Here is an 11,209-nt window from a genome sequence, read left to right as displayed (position 1 = left end):
TTCACTTGAACGCAACATCCGACAACCCCCTCCCCGAGGCACTGCGCTTTCGTGGCCCGGCCGAGCTGGTGGACATTGGCGCCAACCTCACTCACAAGAGCTTCGCCTCCGACCGCGACGCCGTGATCGCTAGGGCCCGGGAGGCCAACGTCACCACGCTCATCCTCACCGGGACCGACCTCGAGCACGCCGAGCAGGCCGTGGAGCTGGCACGTGAAATTCCGGGGGTCCATGCCACCGCCGGGGTTCATCCGCACGATGCCAGTCGCTGGAGCCCCACCCTGGCCAACGCCATGCGCGACTTGCATCGCTGGGGGGAAACCGTGGCCGTCGGGGAATGCGGGCTCGATTTCAATCGCAACTTTTCCACGCCCGCCGAGCAGGAACGCGCCTTCGAGGCACAACTCGGGCTGGCAGCGGAATCGGGACTCCCCCTGTTCATCCATGAACGCGATGCTGGGCAGCGGATGCAGGACATGCTGCGTGCCTGGCGGGATGACATCTCGGATGCCGTGGTGCACTGCTTCACCGGTGAACGCCAGACGCTGCACGGCTATCTGGATCTCGACCTCCACATCGGCCTGACCGGCTGGCTATGCGACGAGCGACGCGGCCATCATCTTCGGGAGCTGGTGGGTGATATTCCCCTGGAACGGCTGATGGTCGAAACCGATTGTCCTTTCCTGTTGCCACGCAACCTGCCGGCCAAGCTCAAGGGGCGCCGCCATGAGCCGGCGCTGTTGCCGTGGATCGTGAGGGAGATCGCCCATTGGCGCGGCACCGATGAAGCCGAGCTGGCCCGGGCCACTACGGCAACCGCATACCGTTTCTTTCGTCTGGAGGCAGCGTGATGGCAGATTTTCCTGGCTTCATTGCCGTCGAGACCGGCGAGGACGATGCGCTGCCCCTGGCCATCGCCTGGGCGCTGCCCGACGGCCGGATCAAGCATACCCTCATCCAGCCCGATGACGAATGGCTGGATGACGAGCTACTCAAGTTGGGCGATTACAGCCTCGAGGAGCTACGAACCTTCGGTGTCAGCCCGCTGGATGTGCTGCGGGAACTCGAGGGCGATCACTACAGCACCACGCTCTATACCGCAGGTGTCAGCGATGACGAAGCGGCCCTGTCACGGCTGTTCGACGACTTCGGTGTCGATCCGTTCGTCGAGCTGGCCCCTGCCGAAAGCCTCTACCCGGACATGGACGGTGGCGGCTGGGCCCGGGCGCGCAACGAGCTGTTCGGCGAGCTGGGACTGGAGCCGCTGCGTCCCGAACACGAGGTGCAAGTGATGCTGTACCTGCATCAGCGCCTGAGCGAACCCTGAGGACCTGAACAGCCCTCCGTTCAGGGCAATTCCTTGCCATGATGACGCCTGGCATGACGCCGTCCCATGAAGGCCATGAAACCGCCCACGGCCACGGTGGCCATGAAGGCGATGTTGCTGCTGCTGGAAATGAACACGCCGATGGCGCCCACGGCGGCCAGTGCCAGGCCCATGTAAGGACTCTTGGCAACCAGGGTAGCGGCAGCCACGCCCAGCGCCACGAGCGCGATGCCGGCCTCCCACCAGCCAAGACCCGCCACGGTCTGCTCGGTGGGATCGTTCTGCAGCCCCACGTCGGTCCCCAGATAAAGTGAAATCCCCGAGGCGATGAGTGCCCATAGCGACGCCAGTATGGCCAGGATGGCTCCGATTCGGTGTAGCATGCTCTCCCTCCTTGGCGGATGCTCTTGCGGACATGATGCTGATCCAACTATCACCTTGGTCCATCGGCCAAGAAAATCAAGCCTCTTCGCTCAAAGCTCGTTGCGGCTCGCGACGATGGTGCGTGAAATCACGATGACCGGAAGCACCCCGACCACGACGATGACCAGCGCCGGCAAGGCCGCCATCTCGAGCAGCGAATCCGAAGCATACTGATAGACGTTGGTTGCCAACGTATCGAAGTTGAAGGGACGCAGCAGCAAGGTCGCCGGTAGTTCCTTCATGGCATCGACGAAGACCACCAGGGCCGCAGTCAGCAATCCGGGGCGAATCAGCGGCAAGTGGACCCTCCATAGCGTGCGCAGGGTGTCTTCCCCCAGCGAGCGCGAGGCCATGTCCATGGACGGCGTGACCTTGTCCAGGCTCGATTCGATGGCGCCGGCGGACACCGCCAGGAACCTGACCACGTAGGCGATGATGATGGCGGTCATCGAGCCGGTCAGCAGCAGACCGGTGCTGATACCGAAACTGTCTCGCATGAAGGCATCGAAGGCGTTGTCGAAGGCCGCCAGGGGAATCAGCACCCCGATGCCGATCACAGCCCCGGGCATGGCATAGCCCAGGCTCGACAGTTTCAGGGCATGCTGCACGGAGCGGGTACGGTCGAGTCGCTTGGCGTAGGCCAGCAGCACTCCGATGATCAGCGTCAGCAGCGCGGCGCTGATCGACAGGGTGAAGCTGTTGAAGGCGTACTCGACGAAGCGATCGGTCCAGGACTCTTCAAAATAGACGATGGCATGGCGGGTCAATACACCGACCGGGAATATGAAGCCCAGCCCGAAGGGCATGAAGCAGGCCAGCGAGGCCAGCCAGCCCCGGCGCCCCGCCAGCCGAGGACGGCGGTAGCAGCGAAACTGATCGCCCTTGCCGAACTGGCGCTGACGCCGCCGGGCATGGCGTTCGACCCAGATCAGGCCGATGATGAAGACCATCAGGCAAAGCGCGATCTGTGCCGCCCCGCGCACGCTACCCATGTTCAGCCACACATTGAAGATCCCCGCGGTCATGGTGCGCACGGCAAAATAGTCCACGGTGCCGAAGTCGTTGAGCGCCTCCATCAGGGTCAGGGCCAACCCGACGGCAATGGCCGGCCTCGCGCTGGGCAACGCGACACGCCAGAAGCTCTGGAAACCATTGCAGCCCAGGGTGCGACTGACGTCGCGCAGCGCTGCCGACTGTTCGAGAAAGGCGGCCCGTGCCAGCATGAACACATAGGGGTAGAGGACCAGCGAGAGCATCACCACGGCCCCGCCGAGACTGCGTATCTCCGGGAACCAGTAGTCCCGGGGAGAGTTCCAGCCGAACAGATCGCGCAGAGCGTTCTGCAGGGGGCCGGCGTACTCGAGGACATCGGTGTAGACGTAGGCGATGACGTTGGCGGGCACGGCGAATGGCAACAGCAGTGCCCACTCGTAGAAACGCCGCAGCGGGAACTCATACATGGTGGTCAGCCAGGCGGTGATGACACCGATGCTGCCCGCCAGCAACGTGACGCCGACCATCAGTTCGAGACTGGTCCAGATGTAGCCGGGCAGTACCGTCGTGGCCAGATGTCCCCATATGCTGCCACCGCCATCGGTACCCGTCACGGCCAGTACGATCACCGCGACGACAGGGAGCACCACCAGCAGGGCGACACTCCAGGCGGCGGCGAACCAGCCCCAATGGGTGCCCACCCTGACCGAGGACTTGCCTCCCTGCCTTTCGATGAACTCATCCGTGGCGATCACCGTGCCCTTCATGATCCTGCCCTGGCAAACAACGAAACAGGCTGCCGATCACGCCGGCAGCCTTGAAGCTCCATCACTGAAAACAGCGGACCGATCATGAATGCTCAGTCATCGAAGCCGACCTCGTTGATCAGTTCGGTGGCCCGACGCCGCAAGGAGGCGACTTCGGCAAGCGAGACATCGTCGGCCTTGAAGTCCCCCCAGGAGGCGACGGTCTCGGAAGGTGCCACCTCCGGGTTGATCGGGTACTCGTAGTTGACTTCGGCGTACATCGATTGAGCTGTCTCTTCGGTCAAAAAGCGCATCAGTTCGTAGGCATTTTCCTCGTTGGGCGCATGCTTGGCCAACGCCATGCCGGAGATGTTGACGTGGGTGCCACGGCCTTCCTGGTTGGGGAACTCGATACGTGCGGCTTCCGCCCAGGCACGCTGCTCCTCGTTCTCCATCATCTTGCCGTAGTAGTAGGTATTGCCGATGGCGATATCGCAGACACCATCGCGAATCGCCTTGACCTGAGCGCGATCGTTGCCCTGGGGCTTGCGTGCCAGGTTGTCCTTGAACCCCTCGAGCCATTGCCTGGTGGTCTCCTCGCCGTGCTCGGCGAGCATCGAGGCAACCAGGGCGACATTGTAGGCATTCGTGGCCGGGCGCGTGCAGATTCTTCCTTCGAAGCGAGGATCCGCCAGGTCTTCATAGGTCTCGATCTCGCCGGCCTCCATGCGCTCGACACTGGTGAAGAAGATGCGCGCGCGACTGGTCAGACCCACCCATTCATTGTTCTCGCCAAAATACTGTTCCGGGATGTTGGACTCGATGGTCTCGTCCTGAATCGGCTGAGTCACCCCTTGATCGACCAGCTCCTGAAGACGACCGATATCCACCGTCAGGATCACGTCGGCGGGAGAGTTGCGCCCTTCCCGTTTCAGTCGCTCCGTCAACCCCTGATCACCGAAGATGATATTGACGTCGATGCCCGTCTTGTCGGTGAACTTGTCGAGGAACGGCTCGATGAGGAAGGGTTGGCGGTAGGAGTAGACATTGACCTCTTCCTGCGCCATTGCCGCGGTGGTAGCGAAGCTGGCCGAGGCGGCCAGGGTAACAGCAAGCGTCTTGTTCAAAACGGACATGAGGATCCCTGAGTCAGTGTTGAGGTGGTGGAAACAGATGCTAACTGAGAATCGTTCTACTTACAATTCATCTCCACAACAACCGTCAGACACATTTTTGTCAGGCTCCGGCTATTCCCGACGACGAGACGGCAAAAAGGCATGCCCTTCCGGCGGCGATGGCACTTGGCGGTGTCTCACCCCGCTGATAGAAGGCATGCAACACCGTTAGGAACGCCTCGGCACGTCTTGGCAGACCTTCTGCCAGATAGCGACGTGCACGTGCTTCCACACGGCGACGAAACGCTTCGCGATCGACAGTCACGCCATCCAGGTTATCGACACTGACCTGAAACTGCCGGCGGCAAGCCTCGGAAAACAGCATTTCGAGGGCCTGAGGCGCTGTCTCGACGGCTTCGAAGGCTTGCTGCTGCTCGGCATCACGGCCATCCGGAAGATACCAATAACCATAATCCTCGAGGGCACGACGCCGGGCGCCGGCGATGCACCAGTGGCTCACCTCGTGCAGGGCACTGGCGAAGAAGCCATGCGCAAAGACGATGCGGTGGTAGCCGCACTCGGAGCCGGCAGGCAGGTAGAGGGGTTCATCATCACCAAGTACCAGGCGCGTACGGTAGGTATCGCTGAACAGCCCGTCGAATAGGGTCATGACATCGCTTGCGCGATGGGAAATGGCAAGCTCCAACATGCGAGGCATTATACGGGGCGACGGATCGGGCGGGAACAGACGGGAGTTGCTAACATGGCGTTTTCTTGACGACCGGTAAGGAGCATCGGCATGCCACGTCTCTCCTCGGCGCTGGTGGTTCGTAGCCGGCAGGAAACGGCTTCGCTGCTGAGGCTGGCCCTGCCGATCTGCGGAGCGCAACTGGCCCAGTCGGGAATGGGAGCGACCGATGTCATCATGTCGGGGCGTGCCAGTGCCACCGACCTGGCGGCAGTCTCGGTAGGCTCCAGCCTGTGGATGCCGCTCATGCTGCTCATCACCGGCACGCTGATCGGCCTGACGCCCATCGTCGCCCAGCTCCTGGGCGGCCGGCGCACCGAACGCATCTACCCCTATGTTCACCAGGCGCTCTGGCTAAGCCTTGTGCTCGGCGTGGTAGCAGCCCTGCTGCTCTGGTTTGCCGTCACGCCAATCTTCCGCCTGATGGAAGTGCCGCCCCGGGTGGCCGAGCTTTCCGCGGCGTATCTGGCGGCAGTCGCCTTTGGCATGCCGGGTGTTGCCCTCTATCAGGCACTGCGCGCCTACTCCGACGGCATGAATCATACCCGGCCCGCTCTGTGGATCAGCCTGATCGGGCTGGGCATCAATGTCCCCAGCAACTACCTGCTGATCTACGGTGGCGCGGGCCTGGTCACGCTGTTCGGCGACGGCCTGCCCGGTTGGCTGCAGGCGCTGCCTGCATTGGGGGCGGTTGGTTGCGGCATCGCCACGGCGCTTTCGATGTGGGCCATGTGCCTGGCCATGCTGCTCTATACGCGACACAGCCGAGCCTATGTACCGGTGATACTATGGCAGAAGATTGCCTGGCCACAACGCGCCATGATTCGCGAGTTGCTGCATGTCGGCTTGCCGATCGGGGTAGCCATCTTCGTCGAGGTGACCCTGTTCACCCTGATTGCCTTGTTTGTCGCCAGCCTCGGCGAAATCACCGTTGCCGCCCACCAGGTGGCGCTCAATTACACCTCGGTGCTTTTCATGCTGCCATTATCCCTGGCCATGGCCCTGACCGTGCGTGTCGGCAACACGCTGGGAGCCGACAAGCCTCGAGAGGCACGCTTCGTGGCCTGGAACGGGATGGTCGTCTGTCTGCTGATTGCATTGTTCAACGACCTGATCCTGTGGCTGACTGCAAGACCCGTGGTAGCGCTTTACACGCATAACCAGGAGGTCCAGAACCTGGCGATGTCGCTGATTCTGCTGGCCATGATCTACCAGGTCTCGGATTCGCTGCAGGTCAACATGGCCGGCGCCCTACGCGGCTACAAGGACACGCGCATCATCATGGCGATCACCCTGGTCTCCTATTGGCTGGTAGGACTCGGTGGCGGGCATCTGCTGGGCACCCAGGGCTTCCTCGGCTTGACGGGCGCCCTGGGTGTGCATGGTTATTGGGTAGGCCTGATTGTCGGCCTGACGGTGGCCGCCCTGCTGCTGGGCTGGCGTCTACAACGCATCAGCAGGAGTGTGGCGAATGGCAGGTTGCACGTTTCCCAGAGTTGATCGAGGCCCCCTCCGCTGGTTGCTGTTCGGAATCGCCATCCTGGCGACAGGCTGCGAGCGCCGTGACGGAGCCGATGGATTGTTCGTCGATTATCAACAGCGCCTCGGCAATGCACTCGAGGTCGACGCTCCCTCGCCTCGAACGCCCGACAACATCGCGGCCTTTCCACCCCGAGACGAGCGGTTGTTCGACATTGCCGAGACGCGCCAAAGCATGCTGGATGTCTATGCGCTGCGGGAGTGCGGCATCACTTCCCTGGTCGCTCGGCGCAACAATCAGCTGGGCAAGGTGGCTGCCCCAAGCCAGCACTGGCTATACGAACTCGAACTCTGGCGCAAGTTGCGCCAGTGCTGGGATACCGCAGCCGTGACGCGTCTGGATGAAGAGGATCGCCAGCGCCTGCATGACTTGACTCGCAGCAAGACCGAGCAACTTCCCCGGGCGAGCTGGAATGCACTGTTCGATTCCAGCGAATGGGTCGCCAGCTTCTCCCGTGCCAGCGAGGCGCTGGCACCGGACGACCCAGTACCGTTAACCGAATCCATCGCCGCCGTCGATTACCTTCGCCAAGTGACTCTCAACCAGTTCAATCCCGCCTGGTCGCCGGAGTCGAGTCGATTGGAAGCCCATCTCTATACGCTGCAGACCCGGCCGTTCTCTGCAGAGATACTTCGTTCGCTGATGCTTGCCAGACAGCGCCTCGTCGAAACGACCGGTCTGCTCGAGGCCAGGCTGGCCGAACGACCGATCTGCTACAAAGGACACAGCAATCCAGCCGCCGATCGCCTGTACGATATTTTCATCGCCACCTTCATCGGCGAGGTTCAGCCCTATCTCGCTACGTTGTCACGCACCTCTCGTCTATGGCTCGAGGCCATCAACGCCTTGCTCGATGCCCATCAGGTAGCGAAGCCTGCGGTTCGCCGCTATCGCCAGGCGTGGTTATCGCTGCACGATCGCGATGCGCCTTGGCAACAATTTCATCTTGCGCTTCAAGAACATATAGCATCATGGCAGGACGTATGGCGCAGCTGCGGCCTGATGCCCGGAGCGAAGGATGGCTCTGGGGCTTAACTTTGCGTATCGAGCTGTGCTAATAGTGAAACGAGGCCAAAGCCGAATCATTGCCGTTTAGGAGGGTTACATGGGAATCCCACAGTCCCCCCGCACTGCTCAGGTCATCGATCTGGACGTCATGCGCCACCGGCTTAGGGCCAAGCGTCGTCTCATCAGACTGGCGCCGGAGTTGGATGGTCTCGAAATGCTCTATCACCTGGCATCGGATCCCGAGACACTCTTTGGCATGCCACTGCTCGCCTGGGGCTTGCGAGAAGACGGTGAAGTCGTCGGCCTGGTGCCATGGATGGAAGCCTTGACACCCTGTCACGATCTCGATGATTCCGACCAGGGACGCTTCGTGGGCTACCGTGATCCCGAAACCGACGAGATCTTCTGTTCCGCTCCCGAACACAAGGTGTTCGAACTCGAGCATGCGGCTGCCTACTTCGACTACGAGGAGACCCATGAACCGACTCTCCTCCAGCAACTCCCCGAGACATTGGGCACCCACGCCCTGTGCCTCAACGACGACGGCACCCCCTGGCAACTCAAGCAGGTGTTTGGCTGGCGGCTGTACAGCAACGGTAACGTCGAAGCCCTGCTGGTCGACGAGACACGGGTACACTCCACGCCCGTGCTGGCCGGCGATGCGTGTCTTTATCCCGGGCACAGTCGCCACCGAGTGGTTTATTTCTTCCAGCGATCCATCGCCAATCGCATCCGTCAGGAGGACCCGGCGACCCTCGAGGCACTTGCCTGCATGATGGCTGCCGAAGAGTAGCACCGTCTCACTGCAGACGGATGAAATAGAGGTAGGTTTCGCCTTCTTCGCTCTGGGCCAGCAACTCATGCCCCAGGAAATTACAGAACTTCGGCACATCGCGTGTCGTCGCAGGGTCGGTGGCAATGATCTTCAGTATGCTACCGCTGGTCATGTCCCGGACTCGATTGTGCATCAGCATGATGGGTTCAGGGCAATACAACCCTGATGTGTCCAGCTCGGCATCGAAGTCGGGAAAATTAACCATCGTTCACCTCATTGGATGGATGAGTTGCATGATAAAGATCATCATCGAGCGCCATATCATGCCTGGGCTCGAAGAGGAATACGAACAGGCCGCACGCGAAGTGATGCGTGCCGCGATGAGCGCTCCGGGCTTCATCGCGGGAGAGAGCCTGCAGGAGTACCACCGAACCGAGCATCGCCTATTGATCACCCTCTGGCGAGACCTGCGAGCCTGGAAGGAGTGGCAGCGCAGCAGTGCACGTGAATATGCCATGCAACGCCTGCTTCCTCTGCTCACCGAGGAGGAACGCGTCACTGCCTACGAGCACCCCTGATCGCCTCGCGGCACATCAATTCAGCAATCGGACATGCACGGTGACTTCCTCACGATCATGGTAGAGCTGCTTGCATCGCATCTCGGCCTCTACACCCGCCTGGGACAGGCTCTCCTCGAGTCGAATCAGGCAGCGCCTGACCTCTTCCCAGCGACGCTTCATCGGCAGCTTGAGATTGAAGACCGCCTCCCGACACCAGCACCGCACCAGCCAGCGCTCGACCATGTCGACGACACGCATGGGTTTGTCCACGATATCGCATACCAGCCAATCCAGCTTGTAGGGCGGCTCCCAGACGAACCCGTCTTCACGGAGGTGTTCCACCTGGCCCGTGGCAAGCAGCCCCTTGTCCATGGGGCCATTGTCGATGGCATAGACGAAAACGCCGTGCTTCACCAGTTGATAGGTCCACCCCCCGGGAGCAGCCCCCAGGTCTGCTGCCTGCATGCCCTGTCCAAGACGGCTTGGCCATTCGCTGCGAGGCACGAAGACGTGCCACGCCTCTTCCAGCTTGAGGGCAGAACGGCTCGGCGCTTCTCGGGGAAAACGCAGGCGATGGATCCCCCCGGGATGCTCGCTGCGGTTACCCGGGAAACTCATGCCGAGTTGCACCCTGTCGCCCTCGGTCCAGAACAGGTGCAGGCGGCGGCCGCCTGCCTTGCGCCGCAATGCGCCACGCTTGCGCAACGCAGACTCCAGCGGTCTCTTCAGTGCCTTCATCAGGCCACTCAATGATTTCGCTTCGTTGGTATCCGGCGTCTCCTGCCACAGCGCCTCGAAACTCCAGCCACTTGCGACGACCTGGTCGACGATAGGGGAAAGGCGATCTTCCCTGGACAAGGCTTCCAAGGGGGGAAGCGCCACCAGCGATTGTCGGGCAAACACCAGGGCATCCAGCGACAGCGCGCGATGCACCCCGTTGGCTGGAATTTCATTTCCCAGCACAAATCGGATATAGCCACTGCCCTTCGTCGCGATAGGGTAGCCTTCATGACCCAGTTGCGCCGCTTTCTCGGCGACTTCGGCACTCAGGTCGCTTTCGAAGACTGGACGACAATAGAGCAGGACTTCATTGGCAATGCCGGCGCTGTGTGGCGGAGCTGATCGGGTCACTGATAACCAGTCTCGAGGTCTTCCAATTGCACGTTCAAGGCGTTGGTCGAAATAGTCACCTCCCAGAGGGAGTAGACCAGGGAAACCGAAAGCGTCAGCAGGCTGATACCGAACAACGCCATGCCCAGCAATTGCAGAGAAAGAAAAAGCGCGAACATGGAAAGCGTACACAGTAGGAAGCTGAGCACCCCACTCACCTGCATACGTTTCGTCAGGCTGATGCGCTTGCGTAGCAGGACGATCTGCTTTCTCGCGACATCTTGATGTCGGTCGCGTTCCTCGTCCACCAGCTTGCGGATCAGTTGTGCCAAGGTAAGAAAACGATTTGTATACGCCAGAAGCAGCAAGGAAATCGCTGGAAACAGCAATGCCGGCGTAGTTAACGTCACAAGATATGCCCCTCGTTACCATTCGCCAGAAGTATAACGCCTTTGCAGCTTTTCAGCAGTTCCCTGCCGCCCACGAAAAACCCCCGACCTCGGGGAGATCGGGGGTTTGGGGAAAGATGCCTGACGATGACCTACTCTCGCATGGGGAGGCCCCACACTACCATCGGCGCTGAGCGGTTTCACTGCTGAGTTCGGCATGGGGTCAGGTGGGACCCGCTCGCTATGGTCGTCAGGCGTAATCGGTAACAACCTGAATCTCGCTGACAATGCCCGAGGCGCTTTCGGTGGCCTCGGTGATACGACTCTCGTCTCCGGTATGCGCGCGTCGCGCGGGCCTGCTCACTGTCCGGCAGACCCCTTGGGTGTTATATGGTCAAGCCTCACGGACCATTAGTACGGGTTAGCTCAACACCTTGCGGTGCGTCCACATCCCGCCTATCAACCTCGTCGTCTT

At 61.2% G+C, this 11,209-nt stretch carries 13 protein-coding genes and 2 rRNA genes; 6 read left to right on the top strand and 9 right to left on the bottom strand.

What is annotated here, in order from left to right; all coding sequences use genetic code 11:
• The first annotated feature begins 5 nt into the window (after window positions 1–5).
• Both BUA41_RS06230 and BUA41_RS06225 read left to right on the top strand, forming a co-directional pair.
• Entirely contained in the window at window positions 6–851 is an 846-nt protein-coding gene (locus tag BUA41_RS06230) for a TatD family hydrolase (protein ID WP_072820879.1), read from the top strand.
• Window positions 851–1,327, top strand: a complete 477-nt coding sequence (locus BUA41_RS06225) for a hypothetical protein (RefSeq protein ID WP_072820877.1) — start codon at window positions 851–853, stop codon at window positions 1,325–1,327. Before BUA41_RS06230 ends, BUA41_RS06225 begins: the two co-directional genes overlap by 1 nt.
• 20 nt (window positions 1,328–1,347) lie before the next feature.
• Here the strand turns inward: BUA41_RS06225 and BUA41_RS06220 are convergent, their stop codons facing one another.
• From BUA41_RS06220 to BUA41_RS06205, 4 genes are all read right to left on the bottom strand, one after another.
• The gene (locus tag BUA41_RS06220; RefSeq protein ID WP_072820875.1) at window positions 1,348–1,710 is read right to left on the bottom strand and encodes a hypothetical protein; all 363 of its coding nucleotides are present in this window, start codon (window positions 1,708–1,710) and stop codon (window positions 1,348–1,350) included.
• Window positions 1,711–1,800: 90 nt separating this feature from the next.
• On the bottom strand, window positions 1,801–3,510 hold the full coding sequence (locus tag BUA41_RS06215; RefSeq protein ID WP_072820871.1) for an ABC transporter permease: 1,710 nt from the start codon (window positions 3,508–3,510) through the stop codon (window positions 1,801–1,803).
• 92 nt (window positions 3,511–3,602) lie between these two features.
• Window positions 3,603–4,625, bottom strand: coding sequence for a Fe(3+) ABC transporter substrate-binding protein (locus BUA41_RS06210; protein ID WP_084671222.1), 1,023 nt, complete (start codon window positions 4,623–4,625; stop codon window positions 3,603–3,605).
• A gap of 100 nt (window positions 4,626–4,725) precedes the next feature.
• Window positions 4,726–5,274 carry an elongation factor P hydroxylase gene (locus BUA41_RS06205; protein WP_245791863.1) on the bottom strand — a complete coding sequence of 183 codons (549 nt, stop codon included), beginning with the start codon at window positions 5,272–5,274 and terminating at the stop codon, window positions 4,726–4,728.
• A 129-nt stretch (window positions 5,275–5,403) separates the two neighbouring features.
• Here BUA41_RS06205 and BUA41_RS06200 point away from each other — a divergent pair, with 129 nt between their 5' ends.
• The 3 genes from BUA41_RS06200 to BUA41_RS06190 all read left to right on the top strand — a co-directional run bounded on the left by BUA41_RS06200 (window position 5,404) and on the right by BUA41_RS06190 (window position 8,693).
• Window positions 5,404–6,852 (top strand): MATE family efflux transporter, encoded by a 1,449-nt coding sequence (locus tag BUA41_RS06200; protein WP_072820868.1) that lies wholly within the window; start codon window positions 5,404–5,406, stop codon window positions 6,850–6,852.
• Window positions 6,824–7,927, top strand: a complete 1,104-nt coding sequence (locus BUA41_RS06195; protein WP_084671219.1) for a DUF3080 domain-containing protein — start codon at window positions 6,824–6,826, stop codon at window positions 7,925–7,927. The genes BUA41_RS06200 and BUA41_RS06195 overlap by 29 nt, the downstream gene beginning before the upstream one ends.
• A gap of 70 nt (window positions 7,928–7,997) precedes the next feature.
• Window positions 7,998–8,693, top strand: a complete 696-nt coding sequence (locus BUA41_RS06190) for a hypothetical protein (RefSeq protein WP_072820863.1) — start codon at window positions 7,998–8,000, stop codon at window positions 8,691–8,693.
• Window positions 8,694–8,700: 7 nt separating this feature from the next.
• Here BUA41_RS06190 and tusA read toward each other — a convergent pair whose 3' ends face one another.
• Window positions 8,701–8,940 (bottom strand): sulfurtransferase TusA, encoded by a 240-nt coding sequence (gene tusA, locus BUA41_RS06185; RefSeq protein ID WP_072820860.1) that lies wholly within the window; start codon window positions 8,938–8,940, stop codon window positions 8,701–8,703.
• 28 nt (window positions 8,941–8,968) lie between these two features.
• Here tusA and BUA41_RS06180 point away from each other — a divergent pair, with 28 nt between their 5' ends.
• Window positions 8,969–9,253 (top strand): antibiotic biosynthesis monooxygenase family protein, encoded by a 285-nt coding sequence (locus tag BUA41_RS06180; protein WP_072820856.1) that lies wholly within the window; start codon window positions 8,969–8,971, stop codon window positions 9,251–9,253.
• Between the two features lie 15 nt (window positions 9,254–9,268).
• Here BUA41_RS06180 and rlmM read toward each other — a convergent pair whose 3' ends face one another.
• From rlmM to BUA41_RS06160, 4 genes are all read right to left on the bottom strand, one after another.
• The gene (rlmM, locus tag BUA41_RS06175) at window positions 9,269–10,366 is read right to left on the bottom strand and encodes a 23S rRNA (cytidine(2498)-2'-O)-methyltransferase RlmM (RefSeq protein WP_245791862.1); all 1,098 of its coding nucleotides are present in this window, start codon (window positions 10,364–10,366) and stop codon (window positions 9,269–9,271) included.
• Window positions 10,363–10,755 carry a DUF2721 domain-containing protein gene (locus BUA41_RS06170; protein ID WP_072820853.1) on the bottom strand — a complete coding sequence of 131 codons (393 nt, stop codon included), beginning with the start codon at window positions 10,753–10,755 and terminating at the stop codon, window positions 10,363–10,365. The genes rlmM and BUA41_RS06170 overlap by 4 nt, the downstream gene beginning before the upstream one ends.
• 118 nt (window positions 10,756–10,873) lie before the next feature.
• Window positions 10,874–10,989, bottom strand: a 5S ribosomal RNA gene (rrf, locus tag BUA41_RS06165).
• A gap of 135 nt (window positions 10,990–11,124) precedes the next feature.
• Window positions 11,125–11,209: ribosomal RNA gene (locus BUA41_RS06160) — 23S ribosomal RNA — on the bottom strand; the annotation flags it as partial.

Source organism: Modicisalibacter ilicicola DSM 19980, assembly GCF_900128925.1.
In the GTDB taxonomy this organism is placed as follows: Bacteria; Pseudomonadota; Gammaproteobacteria; order Pseudomonadales; family Halomonadaceae; genus Modicisalibacter; species Modicisalibacter ilicicola.
The sequence above is the reverse complement of the archived record's forward strand: the minus strand, read 5'-3'. Positions and strand labels throughout refer to the sequence as shown.

Coding starts and splice junctions, on each gene's coding strand:
- BUA41_RS06220 (WP_072820875.1), bottom strand. CDS start 1,710: ATGCTACACCGAATCGGAGCCATCCTGGCCATACTGGCGTCGCTATGG.
- BUA41_RS06190 (WP_072820863.1), top strand. CDS start 7,998: ATGGGAATCCCACAGTCCCCCCGCACTGCTCAGGTCATCGATCTGGAC.
- tusA (WP_072820860.1), bottom strand. CDS start 8,940: ATGGTTAATTTTCCCGACTTCGATGCCGAGCTGGACACATCAGGGTTG.
- BUA41_RS06205 (WP_245791863.1), bottom strand. CDS start 5,274: ATGACCCTATTCGACGGGCTGTTCAGCGATACCTACCGTACGCGCCTG.
- BUA41_RS06195 (WP_084671219.1), top strand. CDS start 6,824: ATGGCAGGTTGCACGTTTCCCAGAGTTGATCGAGGCCCCCTCCGCTGG.
- BUA41_RS06200 (WP_072820868.1), top strand. CDS start 5,404: ATGCCACGTCTCTCCTCGGCGCTGGTGGTTCGTAGCCGGCAGGAAACG.
- BUA41_RS06210 (WP_084671222.1), bottom strand. CDS start 4,625: ATGTCCGTTTTGAACAAGACGCTTGCTGTTACCCTGGCCGCCTCGGCC.
- BUA41_RS06225 (WP_072820877.1), top strand. CDS start 851: ATGGCAGATTTTCCTGGCTTCATTGCCGTCGAGACCGGCGAGGACGAT.
- BUA41_RS06215 (WP_072820871.1), bottom strand. CDS start 3,510: ATGAAGGGCACGGTGATCGCCACGGATGAGTTCATCGAAAGGCAGGGA.
- BUA41_RS06180 (WP_072820856.1), top strand. CDS start 8,969: ATGATAAAGATCATCATCGAGCGCCATATCATGCCTGGGCTCGAAGAG.